Consider the following 17232-nt stretch of genomic DNA (forward strand, 5'->3'; position numbering starts at 1 on the left):
CTCACCGACTGTTCGTCGTCCGACACTCGACGTACCCTCTTTTCGTCCGTCTCTCGTCGTCCGATAGGCTCGCCCGAATCTGCAGAAATGGATGAATGTTCAGTATATATCTGATTAACAATGAAAACGATAATGTAAATTGTTCCGTATAGAAATTATTTTCAATGCACTACCACACCGACAACACGGCACACATGGCGATCGAATTTGCACATAGTCCGCTTCTGACGTTCGGAATCGGACTCGCGCTGGTCGTATTACTACTCGTCGTCTGGGACCTCCCGGCGTTCGTCGGGTTGGCACTCGCTGCGTTCTCCGTCGGCGTCGTGAACGCAGTGTTCGTCCCCGACTTCGCACTCGCGCAAGCGGCGACGCAGACGGCAACCGCGTTCGGGAACGGGATGGCCGGTATCGGGATACCCATCCTGATGGCTGCCATCATCGGGAAGTCGATGCTCGAAAGCGGTTCTGCGCAACGCGTCGTCCGGACGTTCCAGTCGCTCGTCGGCAAGGAGAACTCGGACGTCGCACTCTGGGGCAGTTCGACGATTCTCGCGATTCCGGTGTTCTTCGACAGCGTCTTCTACCTGCTCGCGCCGCTCGCTCGCTCGATGCGCGCGCGGATGGGAAAGAACTACGCGCTCTACATCGTCGTCGTCGGTGCCGGTGCCGCGACGGCCCACGTGTTCGTCCCGCCGACGCCCGGCCCGCTGGCCGTCGCCAGCGAGATTGGGTCCGACCTCGGTATGACGATGGTCATCGGCGTCGCCGTCGCCGCCCCCTCGGCAACGATGGGCGGTCTCGTCTACGGTCGCTGGATCAACAAGCGACTCGACATCCCGCTTCGCGACTCGATGGGGACGACGCGAGAAGAACTCGAAGAACGCGCACAGCGCGATTCGAGCACGCTCCCGAGTTTCCTCGAAGCTGTCGGCCCAATCGTCGTCGCCGTCGCCCTCGTCGGCGCGTCGACGGCCATCGGCCCGCTCCAGCAGGTCCTTCCCGGCTTCGCAGGCTTGTTCGCCACACTCGAACCCCTCGTCGCGTTCCTCGGCGACAAGAACGTCGCGCTCACCGCTGCGGCCCTTCTCGCGGCGTACATCTACCTCCGCTGGACCGACCTCTCACGCTCCGAGTGGGAGGGCGAACTCACCGAGGCGCTGAAGAGCGGTGGCAACATCGCCGCCATCACTGCGATGGGTGGCGCGTTCGGTGCACTGCTCGCCGCCTCCGGCATCGGTTCGTACCTCGCGGGGAGTCTCCAGAACATCGGTATCGGACTCCTCATCACGGCGTGGCTCATCGCCGCCATCGTCCGTATCGCACAGGGTTCGGCGACAGCAGCGATGCTCACCGCCGCCGGTATCATGGCCCCCTTGACCGGCCAACTCGACGTTCACGCGGCGTATCTCGTGATGGCTATCGGCGCCGGTGGAAACATCTGCTCGTGGTACCCTGACTCCGGCTTCTGGCTCGTCAAGGAGATCGGTGGACTGACGCAGGCCGAGACGCTCAAGACGTGGACTGTGGTGACGACGATTATCTCCGTCACCGGTCTCGTCTCTGTCCTCATCCTCTCGACTATCTTCCCGCTGGCCTAACTGGGCTAGCGTCCTGCGGTCTTTCTCGGTTCTGTCGCTGACTCTTCTTGACTCTTCACCGCCTCTCTGTCGTTCTCGACGCCACATTCCCCGACCAGCCGTGCGTACGACGGCCACAGCACATACGTACGTCGCAGGTCTCCGTGTAGCCATGACAGACGAAGAACTCGGACAGGCCACCATCGTCTACGAAGACCCCAACGAGGGGACTGTCGAGAAGACGGTCGACAACGAACACATCGCGTACTTTCAAGACCACTGGATTCTCAAGACCGACGAACAGGACGACCGCGACATCGTCCGGCGGATTCCGCTCCAGAACGTCTACTACGTCGAGCGCTCCGTCGAGGAGTTCGAAGAAGAGGTGGCGACGGTCCGAAACCAAGTCGAGTCGTGCGCTGGCAACCTCCGAGAGCGACTGTTCGGGAGCGAACAACAGGACGACGGCGAGACGGAGAGTCTGACTATCGACGTCGGCGAGGACTCCGACGACGACAGTCGGTAGTCTCACTCTCAACCGACGGCAACGAATCGGCTCGGCTACGTTTGTACTGCTGTTGTCGCCTGTCTCTCGGTGCTGTCGAGCAGTGGGTGAGAGCCACGCTTCCGATGAGGTTACGGACTCATTCACGAGTTGCTGAGTGGTGACGATTCTCGCTGTCGCTTCGGGTGCCAGAACACATCGGCTGATAACTACTCATCTCTTCTCCAGTCGCCACCGCTCGCCAAGTGCATCAGCGACGGTCCCGGGTGCAGTCACGTGGACGACCGATAGTGGGACGTTCGTGTGTCTGTCCTCGTTGTCGACAGCCTCGGGGTCTGGAAGCGTGAACTGTATCTCTCGCGACTCATCACCGACCGTCTCGAAGGCGAGCGTCTGTGTCCCGAAGCATCTGTCTACCAAGTCCTTCTCGACGGAGAGTCCAGTGACGGCGTCACGTTCGAGACGTGCTTGTGGGGTGTCCAACACCGTGTCGTGGACGATGAGCACGTCGTCGTAACAGTGGTATTCGACCCAGCCGTAACGAACGTAGCGAGCAGTCGCCTGTAGCCCCACGAACGCACCGATGACAGCGAACGGAGCGACCACCAGCGTTGACGGCGCAAAGACGAGGAGCGACACGGCAATCGCGTAGAACAACAGCACGCCGCTGGTCAGCGAGTACAACACTCCCTGATAGAGTGCGTCGACGAGACGCACTCGCCGAGGTGTACGTACTCGATAGGTCGGTGCTCCCTCGGGGACGTCGATGGGAACAGGCTCGATCTCTGTCTCGGTGCTCCCGTATAGCCTGTAAAAGACCCCACGGGCGTCTTCGTTTTGCTGGACCTGCAACGCACGAAGGTCGTACACGAGTTTGCCACCGATAATCACCCACAGGACACCTGCACTCCCGAGTGCGTCACCAAACACGCCAGCAATGAGCAGGAGCGCTCCGATGCCGAAGAAGTGCTTGAACGAGGCCAACAGGACCGAACGCGGCGAGTGGTCGCGATATCCCCCGGCACGGAAGTAGTCGGTGGCAGTCTCGATACCCCGACCGACGAATACCCCAAGCCCACCGAGCAGTAGCTGCCTAGCCACGGGGTCCGTGACAACCGGGTCCGAGAGCGCAAACACGCCGAGGGCGACGGTGAGTTCGAGCGGGGCGAACAGGACAACCGCGACGATGAGCATGGGGAGATTTCGGAGATAGACTGGCGGGAGTGGACCGGGGACCGCCGTCGACCCGCGTTTTGCTTGCAACGGGGCCAACAGTCGCAGGTTCTCGACGGCGTTGTTCGGACGCTTGGCCGCAAAGGGAAGCTTGACCACTGACCAGAACAGCACGGCGACGAGTTCGAGAACGACGACTCCTAACAGTGCAGTCGTCGACCAGCCGAACGCGAGGACGCCGATAGGGGCGATAAGATTCGAGCCGAGTACGGCAACGACACCGAGTCGGTACGTGGAGGGCCGTCGCATACGTCCGGGAGTTACGCGTCAAATATATCACCTGTGACATCGCTCCTCGCAGACCCGAACTGGCGGTAGTGACACGAACCTCTGTCAGTTGTAGATCCGCTGTGGGCTACTGACCTCCAAAGACGAGAGATTTGACCACGACAGGAACCGTCTGACTCGACAACATCGGCTCACCGACGTCGAGATAATCGCCGTCACTCACAGCAATCTCGTCGATGACGATGAGCGGCGACAAGTCACTCGAACTCGCTCGCAGACATTGCGCGAGTGCTTTCGCACAGTTCTGTCTCGGAACGAGTACGACTGGCAACTGCGTGTCGACGTAGCCGGCGTCCACATAGCCCTGCGTGAGTGCCTGTGCAAGAGTCTGCATGCGGGCGTACGAGAGCGACCCAACGTCGGGGAGGGCTACTGCAAGCCCTGCTAACTGCTCTGTTTCATGGAGAGCAAGCCCATGTTCCAACTGCCGACACACCTCCGCAGCGAGTGACGTACAATCTGTGCCAGCGAGCGACACCTCGACGACGGGGAGGTTTCGCAGTGGGAGGACGTCTTCGTCGAGCGACACTGTGGTCCCACTGAAAGACGTCGTCTGTGTTCCGGCACCGATGACAGTCGCCCGAATCGTCTCGTTCGGCGAGCGGTACGCCAGCGGAGACGACTCGAGTCGGTCCCGGATTGCTGCGGCGAGGAAGTTGCCGAAGTCTCCGTACGCGAACGTCTCTGTATCTGTGTCCGATGCGATTAGCTGTCCGACGCCACCGCTGAAGCAAACCCCATCGAGCGATCGGGCGGCGTACTCGCCATCCCCGATGGTGAGTGCCTTCGTCGTCGAACTGCGCCCACTTCCGTCGATAGTCTCGAAAACTACATCAGCCATCAACGCGGCCAGTTCGTGGAGCTCTCCTTCTGTCGGACGAGACCCGACGTCCAGAGAGAGGCCTGCGGTTTCCAGCAACTGCGCCGCCGGGACAGAGACGTGCGTAATCGTCCCGCTCGTGTCAAATCGGAGCAGTCGACCGCCGACGTCGAGACACCGCGTTTCGACGACCGAGTCACCGGCGAACAGACACATGTTGGTCGTCCCGCCACCGATGTCGACGTTGAGAATCGTCGCCTCTCGCTCTCGTGCCCACGCCGCAGCCCCCGAGCCGGTACCAGCTAGCACGGATTCTAGTTCGGGACCTGCCGCAGCGACGACGAACTCGCCAGCGTCGGCCGCAATACGCGTCACCAACTCTTCGGCGTTCGTCTTGTACGAGGACTCGCCAGTGACGATGACGGCACCGCTGTCGATGCTCGCAGGGGTGTAGCCTGCGTTCTCGAACTCGGTCGTAACGAGGTCGGCAATCGCATCGACATCGAGCGTCTGGTGGTCCAAAAGCGGCGTCTCGTAGATAGTCCCTCGATAGACGATGTCGGTGTCCTCGATTTCGACGTTCACCGCACCGAGTCCTGTCGTCGAGAGGGTGAGTTCACTGATTATCAGCTGTGTCGTCGTGGTGCCGATATCGATACCGACGCTCGTGAGGGTGGGTGTCTCTGTGGCCATCGTTCACCCCGTCACTCCAAGTCGAGACCGCTTCCCTGCTGTTCGTGCATCGTCGCCACGAGTTCGACGATCTGTGCGCCCGCCTCAATCGCCGGCAGCCCATCCGGGTGGATGTTCGATATCACCGACTTTTTCGCCGTTGGCTTCCCTCGCTCGGGGCCATAGACCAGGTACGCGCTCAGACTTTTCGCGGTGTTCAGCCCTGGCCGTTCCCCGATGAGGTTCACCACGATCTCCGCCTCGAGTTCCTCGCCGATGGCGTCCATCACGTCGACACGGCCGAACTCCACGAACAGCGGTGTGCCGACGGTGAAGCCCCGTTCTTCGAGTCCATCGATGAGAATCGGCAGGAGGTCACCAACGTTCGCGTCGACGGCGGTCGAACTGAGGCCATCACAGACGACGAGTTGCACGTCTGGTGCGTGAATGCACGCTTCGCGGAGTTCCGTGACTGTCGCGTCGCTGATCTCTCGACCCAAATCTGGCCGGGCGAGATACTCGTCTTGATCCGATACACGGCTCGTGATCTTGTGAAGCCCTGCTCGTTCGATTGTTTCCTCGGAGACACGTGTGAGCACGGCGTCGCGAGCCCGCGCATGATCCGCCCGAAAGGACAGTACCGACGCCGTTCGTGGCCGGCGACCACTGCGGCCAACTCCGAGTCGAGATGGACTCGCCTCGAGGATTCGATCGAGTGCTGTCTCGTCGTCGCCGTCGGCACGCGATTCAGCATCGGTCATTGGGTTCCCTCCTGTCTCAAGTGTTCCTCGGGTTCGTCTAAGAAGACCGTCAGATCGCCCGCCTTCTCGGTCAACTGTCCATCTTCGACGATACCCATGGCCTCGAGCCACGACTCGAACTCCGGGGCAGGATGGACGTCGAAGATGTCCCACAGTGCAGCCGCGTCATGGTAGCTATTCGATTGGTAGTTGAGCATCGTGTCGTCACCCATGGGAACGCTGATGAAGTAGTTCGACCCAGCAGCCGTCAGTAAGACGGCCAAGTTCTCGATATCGTTTTGGTCGGCTTGGATGTGGTTCGTGTAACAGGCGTCGATGCCCATCGAAATCCCCGTCAACTGGCCCATAAACACGTCTTCGAGCCCCGCTCGAATGACCTGTTTCCCGTCGTAGAGATACTCGGGGCCGATGAAGCCGACGACGGTGTTCACGATGAACGGGTCGTACCGCTTTGCGAGGCCGTAACAGCGCGCTTCCAACGTTACCTGATCGACGCCTGCGTGGGCATCGCTAGAGAGCTCCGAGCCTTGGCCCGTCTCGAAGTACATGAAGTTCGGCCCAGCGGCGGTACACTCGTCTTCGCCAAATGCATACGCCTCGTCGAGCAGTTCCACATCGATACCGAAGCTCTCGTTTCCGGCCTCCGTTCCAGCCAGACTCTGAAACAGCAGGTCCGCAGGCGCACCGTTCTCGACCGCCTCCATCTGCGTCGTGATGTGCGAGAGGACACAGTTCTGCGTTGGGATCTCCCACGTCTCGATGAACTCCTTCGTTATTTCGAGGAGACGCTTCGTCTGTTCAGCGTTATCCTCGACCGGGTTGATGCCGATGACGGCGTCGCCGACGCCGTACGACAGCCCTTCTCGAATCGAGTTCCGGATGTTGTCGATGTCGTCGGTCGGGTCGTTTGGCTGGAGGCGAAACGAGAGTGTTCCCTCGCCACCGATGGTGTTGTTACAGCGCGCCGTCACGGTCATCTTCGAGGTCGCCTGAATCAGATCCAGATTCGACATGAGTTTTGCGACGGCGGCGACCATCTCGCTCGTCAGCCCCGGCCGAATCTCGGCAATCTCTCGCTCTGTCGTTTCCTCGGCGAGCAGGAACTCACGGAGCTCCGAGACGGTCCACTCACGAAGTTTCCCATATACGTCCTCGTCCACTGCATCTTGGATGACCCGTGTCACCTCGTCTTCGTCGTAGGGAATCACGGGATTCTCTCGGAGAGTCGCCAACGAAACTCGGCTGAGCGCGTCTTTGGCCGCGACCCGTTCTGCAGCGGAGTCCGCCGCAATGTCTGCGAGTTCGTCGCCGGTCTTCTCTTCGTTGGCCTTCGCTAACACCTCGGTGAGCGAGTCGAACGAATAGCGTGTCCCGGTGATTGTGGATTCAAAGTCACTGGTCATTGGTGCTATATGGGGCGGATCGGTCTAAGTGGTAATGGCTAGCATTTATGCTACGCGGTAAGGACGCTTTCAGTCTCGCAACCGCTCAGACGTCAGTCGTGTGACTAATCTCGGCACTGTCTAGTTAAGGCCAGTTTGAGAAACGAGCGGATCGTAAATCTAGTACTTTGCTTGACCTAGAACTGCTTACAGAGTCGTTGGAAACGGCGAATTATTACGCCTGATCGGCATATAACCAGGCGGAAAACCCTGAGGCGGCCGAAATTAGTTCTGTGGTTCAAACGAAGCGTGTATTGACGACATTGATATGGAGACACACCCCTCGTTTGGAGTGAAAAACAGTCGTACCTACTGGTTAAAACGATTGGCAAATTACACTTCTTGAACTGTAGAGGCGAGCAGACGCTCGGTTTGAAATCCCATGGCGGGTTCCTGCGTCTTTAGGCGTGGGAGGAGGTCAATGGAGTGTCTGAGCTGAGACGAAATCTCAGTATTCTAAGTGTTGCAGCCGACTGGATTTCAGTCAACGGAATCCGGCCCACTTAAATTCAAACAGGGTTGAGAGGATGTTATCTCATCTGCACCCTCTTTGCTCTGGTTTCGTTTCACTCAAAATGAGGGGTGGGTGTTACTCTACTCTCATTAATCAAGGGCACCCTTAAATCGACACGCAGATGGCTTTTGTGAGTAAAACCCATTGAGAGTCACTGTAACGGTATTATACCGGGTTTCTACATACAGGTGAAACCACCTCTGCCTATCATCAAGAACGATTAATTCAGACCCCGCGGTGCTTCTTTTGTAGTGGTGATCTTCCTTCGCTCACATCGACTACACAAACACAGACAGGCTTCAGAACACATATCTCGCACGAATGTGGCGCTTTTTCACTCCAAACGAGGGGGTGGGGTCTGAGGGTCGTCGATTATCAATAGTACTGAGTTATCCTGCCCTACCCAGTACCGACTCGGGGGTTAACAGGTCTATGCCGTCCATTTTCACCTGCAAGGGAGGTGTGTCTGAGATTTTCCTCCCTCACAAGTGTATTTCACTCGCAGCGGTGATGGTTCCGACTGATTCACCCAGCGAAAAGAGAGTCATAGGGCCCGAAACCAGACTTTTTTCACTCCAAACGAGGGGTGGGTGACACCGTCGGCCCCCTTAGTTGGTTCTCCAAAACATAGAGAGTACGTTTCGTGAGTCACTCCGCCTGGGAGACGCTCAGGACTCGATACAATGGAACTGCGCGTTTAGATAAAACTACCCACATCTCTCTGTCGAGAACAAACGAAGCACGTCTGAGACGTGTACGCCGGATTCACGATTGGCCTAGTTCGCGGAGCTACTTCGGCTCAGGCGCGCGCAGTGCGACGAGAACGCCGAGGAAGGCGACGCCACCGGCGACGAGAAACGCCGGCCCGTAGCCCGCCTGGTCGATAATGATGCCAGCGGCGATGGGTGCAGCAAACGCTCCGAGCAAGCCGATGCTCGTCAGCAGCGAGACAGCAGTGGCACGCACCGCGACTGGGACGAGTTCGGCGATGTACGAAAAGAGCAGTCCAGTGACGAGTTGGATGGCGAAGCCGACGGCGAGGACGGTGCCGACGACGACGCCAAGTTGCGAAACGAATGCGAAGGCGACGATGGCGGGGGTGGCGACGACGAACGACAAGACGACGACGGGACGACGCTTTCCATTGAACACTCTGTCGGAGATGACCCCGCTACTCGACCGTCCGACGGCTCCAATCGCCGGAAACAGTGCCGTCAGTAGGCCGCCCGTCGCCAGCGAGATATCGAATCCCTCGACGAGGTAGCTCGGTAACCAGGTGTTGACGAAGAGATACAGCGAGTAGGCGAGAAAGCAGAGCACGCAGACGGTCCAGACAGCTCGACTGGTGAACAGCGCCCGGAGCGCCGTCCGGTCAGGCGCAGCCGCGTCGACACCGGGGACGTGGCGACGAGTTGCGAGTAAGAAAATCGTGACGCCGACGACACCGAGAGCGGCGTACAGCGGGAGAATCGCCGGCCAACCAGCCACGTCCGCAACGAGCGGGCTACCGAACTGTCCGAGCGCGAACCCAACGGGTGCGCTCGCGGTGAACACGCCGACAGCGGTTGCTCGGTGTCGAGACGCGACGGCACTGCCGACGACGTTCGCACCCGCATTCCAGAAGATGACGTACGCGATACCACCCAGAACCCGAGACACGAGTAACCAGAGGTAGGCGCCGGCGGTGGCTGCGTACCAGCCCCACACACCGGCGACGACGAGTGCGACGGTACCGAAGCAGACCACCCGACGTACCGAGAAGCGATCGAGGACGATCCCGGTGGGGATGCTCGTGACGACCGCAGTCGCATACATGATACTGACGAGCCAGCCTGCCGTGCTCGCTTTGAGACGCAGCGTCTCTTGGATGAGCGGCAGAACGCTCGCCGGTGCAATTTCGTAGGCTGCGGCCGCCGTCGAGAGCACGAAGAACCCAACGACGAGACCGAGCGTTTCGAGGCGAGAGCCAGTGGTGTTCGTTTGGGTGCTCACTGTCTTTGTCCTCGGTTCTCTGAGCTATCGCAAACCCTTTGCTGTCTGTCCTGTGGTCGTCGCTCATCTCCACTTGACGAGTCTCTGTAGACGGGCGTGTGTACGAGGCCGAAGGGAGTTCTCCAGAGCAACGATACGGAACGTCGTCTAGCGAGTCCGCTTCGTGCTCGAAAGATAGTGTCTGAGGATATTTCCCTCAAGAGCACCAACCGTCAGTATGCTCCAACTCTTCGGATATCTCTCCCTCTTTCGAACCTCGTTTCGGGTTGCGCTCAAGCAGAAGATTCGCTATCCTGCGGCTGCGCTCGCGTACTACGCGTTCGTCTCTTTCGCCCCGCTTCTCGTGTTGACGTTTGCTGCAGTCGGCAGACCGCTCGCGGTAGAGTTCTCTCGGGTGGCCCCTTCGTTTCTGACCCCGCCAGTACGGAAGCTGGTCACCCAGTCGATAACGACGGCGAACGGTCGAACCGGTGCCGGAGTGCTCGCCGTACTCGTGTTGGGGTGGTGCGGTGCGAACGCCGTCGGTGATATCCGAACCGTTATCGAACAGATCGAAGGGACGGCCCAGAACCGACTCCGGGACCTCGTTCGCGATTCGGTCGTCATCCTGGGGAGTATCGGGCTCGCACTCCTCGCTGTCGCGACGACGAGTATCCTCTTTGCGCTGCCTCCCGCCGGCCCACTCGTCGAACTCGCCTCATTTTTCGGCCTCTGGGTGACGCTCGCTGTCGTGTTCGTCCCCCTCTACTACGTGCCGTCGCGTGTGGTAGCGACACCGCGCGCGGCGCTCCCCGGTGCGCTCACAGCTTCCTTCGGGTGGACGGTGCTCAACACTGCGCTTCACTTCTACTCGACTCACGCTGGCCAATACGCAATCTACGGAGTCCTCAGCGGAATCGTGATTCTCCTCACGAGTTTCTACCTGGCCGCGTCGCTCCTTTTGACCGGCATCATCGTCAACGACCAGCGTCAAACTGAGTCGTCCCTCTGAGCGGGGTTGCTTCGAACAGGATGTATGTGACCTCGTACTCTACTCCACGGTGACACCGCGAAACAGCAGTGACCGCTCTGTCGGCGTGCTCTGCTCAGTCGGCCGAGTCGACCCACCGACTGTGTCCGCGTGACACGACTCAAAAAACGGCGTCGTTCGACTGCTTTCCGGGTTTACTCTTCGCTCTCTGTCTCCGCCTCACTCTCCTCGGGGTTCTCGTCGCCCTTTCCGGGGTTCTCGTCGCCCTTTCCGGGGTTCTCGTCGCCTTTTCCTGGGTTCGCGTTGCCTTCGGGTTCGAAGACGTAGAGACAGTCGTTCGGATACGACCGCTGGGACTCGTTGAACCCGTCCTCACAACAGAGGACGCGGCCGTCGTCCATCACGTAGACGTTGTCGACGTTACGAAGCGCGTCGTTCGCCACCTTTGGACCGTCCGTGAAGTCCGGCCCGACGATGACGGGTTCGAGCGTCGAGATGTTGTACTGCTCTTCGAGTTTTCCGCGATAGACGACACCACCGTCGACGCGGTCCATCTGGATGTCGCCCGTCTCGTCTGCGAGGTCGTCGTTGAACTCGGAGATGCCGAAGTAGACGTAGTCACCCGGCCGAGCGTTGGACTCGCTGTCGACGCCTTCGGCCTTGTTGAACTCGATGGAGGCCCCGATCTCCTTTGCGGCGGCGCGAGTCTCGATGAACGGCACCTTGCGGAGTTCTTCGTCGACACCGTCCGGTCCGTCCGCCTCGTACTGGCTGGCCCACTCGACGATCTCCTCGTTGCTGACGTAGTTGGGGTTGCCGTACTCGATGACGTACAGGTCGGCGGCTTCGATCTTGTCTTCGAGTGAGGCGTCCGCGTCGACGGCGAACTCGTGGTCGTCGACGGCAGGATGGGACGCGTCGCCGATGGAGACGTAGTCCGCCTGCGTCACGTCGTCGTACTCGGCGATCCACGTCTCGATTTCGGCGTTGGAGGCGTGTCCGAGCTCCAGCCACTCGACGTCGAGGTCGGTGTTGGCGGGTGACGCTCGTGGCTCCGTAATCGGCGCGGAGATCTTCGGGGCGTAGAGCGTCCCCGCGATTTCGGTCGGGTCGTCGTAGCTGGTCATCGGGCGGTCGGCGACGAACTTGTAGATACCCTTGGAGTCGCCGTCCGAACAGCCGTAGACCGTCTTCTTGTCGTTCTGGAAGTCCGGGCACTCCCACGCGGCGCGGCCCATCACGTAGTGCTTGATAGGTTCGATGTCGTCCGGGTCAGCGGCGTCGCCGTTGCGGAACTCGACGTGGTAGCCGTAGCGGTAGGGGTTCGGATAGACGTCGCTGATGAGTTCGAGACTGTTCTCACCAGTGTCCTCGTTGACCCGCTCTGCACCGAGGTAGTACGCGAGGAACTCGACGCCGGTGAGTGCGAAAGCACCCTGTGGAGTCCATCCCTCGTCGAGAGCGCCGTCGTCGACGTAGTCGCTGATGACACCCGAAATATCGGCGGGGTTCGGTCGATTCCAGAAGTGCGCGGCACCGAGAAGCCCCGCACCCGTCCCCGCGTCGACGATGTCGCCGACGGTGTTCGTCAGCGAGACGCGTGGGTGTGCGTAGTGTTCCTCGGAGGTGACCATCGTCTCCCACGGCGTCGTGTCACCGTAGCAGTTGATACGTGTCCCCCCGAGACTGCGGAACGCCTCCGTGTTAGCGAGGTTTCTCGCGTTCTCGAGGTCCGAGTGCCACTCGCCATCGTCGCAGTAGATGGGGATGCGCGAGACGTTTCCGGGACTGTTCTCCCAGTTCGTGAAGAGATAGTGGTCGTACTCCGACTCACGAGGGGCCTCGACGAGGCGGTTACAGTCGGGGTTCGTCGCCGCTGCGCCGTACTGGGTGCCTGCGAAGTTGTCACGCGTGACGTTCGTACCGTCGGGTGTCTGGGTCACTCCGAGGAGTCCTGCACCGTCGTCGACCGAATCACGACCCCGGGCGAGATACGTGTACTCGCCCGCGCTACTCCGAATCCGTGTCTGCTCGTCCTTCGTATTGGGAATCGGTAGTTCTTCGAAGTCGTCGTTGTTGCCGTCGTCGGCGAACTGGAACCCGCTGAAGTAGCCGACACCGGGCTGGCTGTACTTCCCTTGGTTCTCGTCGCTGGGGTGTTGATTACTGAAGAGAAGCGTCCCGTCGTCGAAGACACACGGTCCCGTCACTTCGGCCCCGAACGCCGTGTTCGCGAACCGCTTGAGTTCGCCTTTGACACTCGGGGCACCCGGCGTGTCCGATTCGTCGATTTCGCTCTCGCTCGCGTTCGCGACGCCGCTCACACTAGCGCCAAGCGCGACGGCCGCGGACGTCGCCATCAACTGTCGTCGGTTGATATCTACCATCCAGAAGAAATTGTATCTATATCATTAAAATTATTGGCATAATCTAATTTATGAATTAGATAGTATATCTCCAACTGCGCAGTATTTTCACGCACCCGACTGCTACCCCAGCCCCTGCTCGACGACACCGGTTCGAATCTCTTCGGCCTGCCCCTGCACCCACTCGACGTACTTGCGGACCCGGTGGGGTTTCTTCCCGAAGAACGAGGCAACCCAGTCACGGTCGGTTCCTGGTTGGGTGAGGAAGTACGCTGCCAGCACCGCGCGCCCTGCGCCGATGACTTCCGGGGGAACCCCGCGTTCACCCGTCCCTTCTTCGACGAACCCGTTTGTACAGAAGTAGATGTCCGCGTACAACTCCGCCATCTCGGGGTCGTCGAAACTCATCGGCGTGTGTTCGGGTGCCTCGAACCGATATTGGGGACGGTCCACGTCGGGTCGAACGCACTCGACGATGCGGACATCCAGTACGTACTGTTCGTGAATCGACTCGCGTTCTTCGTTCGGGGTTTCTTCGTTTAGCTTCGACATGGGTGGTGGTCGTCTGATGCTCGTCTCACCACTTCCGTGGCGGACGGAGGAGCCGGGTGCATTTCGGTCGTACCCCTCCTGATGTTCTCTTGTTACTTCACAATTGTGTGTGATAGTCTCGTCGGCCGGTCTCACCGACGGGGATGCTGAGGCGGAGACACCGCGTGAGACTATAATGACCGACCGCAGCGGCCGGGGGGCAGGCGACCAACGGACGCAGAGAGCATGTTGAGTCGGAGGACCGATCGTGAAGTACCCGGGGGTCAAGCTCTAGGCACTCTGCCTTGATTTCTGTGGACCGTTTTTCCGGAAGCATCCGAAGGAGTTTCCGCCGTCACCTGATCCGGCACCCGTTCGCTCAAGGTTAGAATTATAAACTTTTATCAACATTAGTCAGGAGAAGATGGTGTAGTCGACAATATTTCTGGGACGAAAAGAACGGTCAGTCCCCGTCTTCTAATCCGAAGTTGAATTTTGTTTATCGCTCATTTTCACGGTGGAGTCAGTATATTCTCCGTCAAAATGGCCAGATCAGAACTAAAAAGGCACACACACATCTCGGAAAGGAGGGATGAATCAATCTCTTCAACAGAGACCATTGGGTTCGGGTCAGATCCAACCAGATCCGTACATAAACTATTTCGAGAAGCTCTTTCTCGCGCACTCTTGTGTTCTGAGGACAATATAATTGCTCGGGGTTGAGAAGCCAACTTCACCTCGGAGGCAGGGATCGGCGACCACGTCGGTCGGACTCCGAGTGGAGTCGACTCGACGGCAACCTCGTTCGCGTGAAGTAGCGTCCGCCTCTCAGTAGTGTTCACTGAGCGCGCGGCCCGGTACCTTAAAACTAAGAGGCGTGTCCTCCTGATAAGAGTCGTGACCGCCGATATCGCCCAGCGAGTCGTAGAGACGGGTGTCGTCGCCATCATCCGTGGGACCGACCCCGAAACAGCCATCGAAACCGTCGACGCGCTTCGACGCGGTGGTGTCGACGTCGTCGAAGTGACGGCGAACACCAACGGCGTCCTCGATATGATTCGAGACGTCTCCTCGACGTTCACCGCCGAAGAGATTACCGTCGGGGCGGGGACGGTCCTCGACAGTGAAACCGCACGTGCAGTGCTACTCGCTGGTGCAGAGTTCGTCGTCACGCCGTCGTTCGATGCGGAGACGGTGGAGACGGCGAACCGCTACGGTGCGACGTCGATTGTCGGTATCGCCACGCCGACGGAAGCGTTGGAAGCCTACACCACCGGTGCCGACATGGTGAAGGTGTTTCCCGCGTCGACGCACGGCCCCGAGTTCGTGTCGGCGTTGGGGGGCCCGCTCGGTCACATCCCTGTGGTCCCGACCGGTGGTGTCTCGCTCGACAACGTCGGTGCGTTCTTCGATGCTGGCGCGTCGGCCGTCGGTGTCGGAAGCTCGATCGTCGACAACGCGGCCATCGCCCGTGGCGACTACGAAGCGATCACAGCGAACGCACGGGCCTTCGTGGACGCCGTCGAGACGGCGCGCGACTGAAGCGAAGCAGTCGCGCCCTCAATTCGTTATACCCGAAACGCCGGTGTGGTCGCGCTCGACGAGAGAGAAGAGTACCGACGCTCACTCGGTGCGACGCGCCCGGTAGTCAGGGAGCATGTCGTCTTGCATCACGGCCGTTCGGCCACCGTCGGCGAGGACGTAGCTTCCGGTGACGAACGCTGCGTCGTCGCTCGCGAGAAACGAGACGACGCCAGCGACGTCGTCGGGCGTCCCGAGTCGGCCGACCGGGTGGATCGACTCCAACTTCGCACGATACTCGGGGTCCATCTCGTCGGTCGTCCGGTCGATGGCAATCCACCCAGGATTGACGGTGTTGACACGGACGTGCGGACCGAAGTCGAGCGCCATCGCCCGCGTCATGCCGTTGATGCCCGCTTTCACCGCGTTGTAAGGGAACATCTCCGGCATCGTCAAACACGCGTGGTTCGACGAGATGTTGACGATGGCTCCGTCGTCCATGTACTCCAGGGCGTGCTTCGCACAGAGCCAGTACGATCGAAAGTCCGTCTCGAGGACGAACTCCCAGTCGTCCATCGTCGCCTCGTCAGCGGCCGTATTCGTCTCGACACCCGCATTGTTGACGAGGACGTCGAGACCGCCGTAGGCTTCCGCAGTCGCCTCGACGAGCGCCGCGATAGCGTCCGGGTCACGCATGTCCGCCCGGACGAACGTCGCTTCTCCGCCCGCCTCGGTGATACGGTCGACGACCGTGCGGCCGTCGGCTTCGGTTCGTCCCGTCACGACAACGTTCGCCCCTTCTGCGGCGAATCGCTCGGCCGTTCCGGCACCGATACCGCGAGTCGACCCAGTGACGAGCACCGTTTGGCCTTCGAATCGTTGGGCCGCTACCACTCGGCGACACTCCCGTCGGCGTGGCGCCACACCGGGTTATGCCACTCTCCGTGACCTGCCCGTTCCTCGATGGCCTCGAGATCGGGTTCGATACCGAGTCCCGGTCGGTCGGGGATGTCGACGTATCCCTCGTGATACTCGAAGACCGAGGGGTCTGCGAGGTAATCCAGCACGTCACTCGTCTCGTTGTAGTGGATGTCGAGACTTTGCTCTTGGATGAGCGCGTTCGGTGCGACGGCGTCGACTTGCAAACAGGCAGCCAGTGCAATGGGACCGAGCGGACAGTGCGGTGCCATCGCTACGTCGTACGCCTCGGCCATCGCCGCGATCTTGTGCACCTCGGTGATTCCGCCTGCGTGTGACAGGTCGGGTTGGATGACGTCAACGACGCCTTGTTCGAAGACCTCCTTGAAGTCCCACCGTGAGTACATCCGTTCGCCCGTCGCGATGGGAGTCGACGTGTGCTCGGCAATCTGGGGTAACGCGTCGTTATGTTCCGGGAGTACTGGCTCTTCGAGGAAGAACGGGTCATACTCTTCGAGTGCGGTAGCCAACCGCTTGGCCATCGGTTTGGTGACTCGCCCGTGGAAGTCGACGCCGATGTCGACTTCGGGACCGACGGCCTCGCGGACGGCCGCCAGTCGGTCGCGGGCCTCGGTGACGGCCGCCGGGTTGTCGACGCGCTCGAGTTCTGCCGTCGCATTCATCTTCAGGGCGGAGAAGCCCGCTTCGACCTTCTCGCGGGCTTTGTCGGCGACGCCGCTCGGTCGGTCACCACCGATCCACTGGTAGACCCGAATCCGGTCGCGAGCGCGCCCACCGAGCAGTTCGTAAACCGGCGCGTCGTAGTGCTTGCCTTTGATGTCCCACAGCGCTTGGTCGATGCCTGCGATGGCGCTCATCAATACCGGCCCACCGCGGTAGAAGCCGCCACGGTACATCGTCTGCCAGTGGTCTTCGATGCGCATCGGGTCTTTCCCGAGCAGGTAGGTTTGCATTAGCTCTTCGACAGCCGCACGTACCGTGTGGGTGCGCCCTTCGACGACCGGTTCCCCCCAACCGATGAGCCCGTCGCTCGTCTCGATTCGGAGGAACAGCCATCGCGGTGGCACCGCGTACAGTTCGTAATCGACAATTTGCATG

Annotated in this window: 13 protein-coding genes; 4 read left to right on the forward strand and 9 right to left on the reverse strand. The window is 60.1% G+C overall.

Annotated features, from left to right (window positions below):
- Window positions 1-194: 194 nt before the first annotated feature.
- Window positions 195-1601 carry a GntP family permease gene (locus tag BM083_RS01740; protein ID WP_049894325.1) on the forward strand — a complete coding sequence of 469 codons (1407 nt, stop codon included), beginning with the start codon at window positions 195-197 and terminating at the stop codon, window positions 1599-1601.
- 151 nt (window positions 1602-1752) lie between these two features.
- On the forward strand, window positions 1753-2106 hold the full coding sequence (locus tag BM083_RS01745) for a hypothetical protein (protein ID WP_089864932.1): 354 nt from the start codon (window positions 1753-1755) through the stop codon (window positions 2104-2106).
- A gap of 192 nt (window positions 2107-2298) precedes the next feature.
- Here the strand turns inward: BM083_RS01745 and BM083_RS01750 are convergent, their stop codons facing one another.
- The 5 genes from BM083_RS01750 to BM083_RS01770 all read right to left on the reverse strand — a co-directional run bounded on the left by BM083_RS01750 (window position 2299) and on the right by BM083_RS01770 (window position 9807).
- Window positions 2299-3567 (reverse strand): DUF6498-containing protein, encoded by a 1269-nt coding sequence (locus BM083_RS01750; RefSeq protein ID WP_089864935.1) that lies wholly within the window; start codon window positions 3565-3567, stop codon window positions 2299-2301.
- 106 nt (window positions 3568-3673) lie between these two features.
- Window positions 3674-5119, reverse strand: coding sequence for an ethanolamine ammonia-lyase reactivating factor EutA (locus tag BM083_RS01755; RefSeq protein ID WP_089864938.1), 1446 nt, complete (start codon window positions 5117-5119; stop codon window positions 3674-3676).
- A gap of 11 nt (window positions 5120-5130) precedes the next feature.
- The gene (gene eutC, locus BM083_RS01760; protein ID WP_089864941.1) at window positions 5131-5859 is read right to left on the reverse strand and encodes an ethanolamine ammonia-lyase subunit EutC; all 729 of its coding nucleotides are present in this window, start codon (window positions 5857-5859) and stop codon (window positions 5131-5133) included.
- Complete coding sequence (locus BM083_RS01765) at window positions 5856-7262, reverse strand: ethanolamine ammonia-lyase subunit EutB (protein ID WP_089864944.1); 1407 nt, start codon at window positions 7260-7262, stop codon at window positions 5856-5858. Before BM083_RS01765 ends, eutC begins: the two co-directional genes overlap by 4 nt.
- Window positions 7263-8604: 1342 nt before the next feature.
- A complete protein-coding gene (locus tag BM083_RS01770; protein WP_089864947.1) occupies window positions 8605-9807 on the reverse strand; it encodes an MFS transporter in 1203 nt (400 codons plus the stop codon).
- A gap of 217 nt (window positions 9808-10024) precedes the next feature.
- Here BM083_RS01770 and BM083_RS01775 point away from each other — a divergent pair, with 217 nt between their 5' ends.
- Window positions 10025-10798 (forward strand): YihY/virulence factor BrkB family protein, encoded by a 774-nt coding sequence (locus tag BM083_RS01775; protein ID WP_089864950.1) that lies wholly within the window; start codon window positions 10025-10027, stop codon window positions 10796-10798.
- Between the two features lie 173 nt (window positions 10799-10971).
- Here the strand turns inward: BM083_RS01775 and BM083_RS01780 are convergent, their stop codons facing one another.
- Window positions 10972-13164, reverse strand: coding sequence for an alkaline phosphatase PhoX (locus tag BM083_RS01780; RefSeq protein WP_089864955.1), 2193 nt, complete (start codon window positions 13162-13164; stop codon window positions 10972-10974).
- A 102-nt stretch (window positions 13165-13266) separates the two neighbouring features.
- The gene (locus BM083_RS01785) at window positions 13267-13695 is read right to left on the reverse strand and encodes a hypothetical protein (RefSeq protein WP_089864958.1); all 429 of its coding nucleotides are present in this window, start codon (window positions 13693-13695) and stop codon (window positions 13267-13269) included.
- Between the two features lie 876 nt (window positions 13696-14571).
- On the opposite strand from BM083_RS01785, the gene BM083_RS01790 reads away from it, so the two are divergent.
- Complete coding sequence (locus BM083_RS01790) at window positions 14572-15216, forward strand: bifunctional 4-hydroxy-2-oxoglutarate aldolase/2-dehydro-3-deoxy-phosphogluconate aldolase (protein ID WP_089864961.1); 645 nt, start codon at window positions 14572-14574, stop codon at window positions 15214-15216.
- Window positions 15217-15297: 81 nt separating this feature from the next.
- On the opposite strand, the gene BM083_RS01795 is transcribed toward BM083_RS01790, so the two are convergent.
- Both BM083_RS01795 and dgoD read right to left on the reverse strand, forming a co-directional pair.
- Window positions 15298-16089 carry an SDR family NAD(P)-dependent oxidoreductase gene (locus BM083_RS01795; RefSeq protein ID WP_177197507.1) on the reverse strand — a complete coding sequence of 264 codons (792 nt, stop codon included), beginning with the start codon at window positions 16087-16089 and terminating at the stop codon, window positions 15298-15300.
- Window positions 16083-17231 carry a galactonate dehydratase gene (gene dgoD / locus BM083_RS01800; RefSeq protein WP_009376791.1) on the reverse strand — a complete coding sequence of 383 codons (1149 nt, stop codon included), beginning with the start codon at window positions 17229-17231 and terminating at the stop codon, window positions 16083-16085. Before dgoD ends, BM083_RS01795 begins: the two co-directional genes overlap by 7 nt.
- Window position 17232 lies beyond the last annotated feature (1 nt).

This window comes from Halogranum rubrum (genome assembly GCF_900114455.1).
Classification (GTDB): domain Archaea; phylum Halobacteriota; class Halobacteria; order Halobacteriales; family Haloferacaceae; genus Halogranum; species Halogranum rubrum.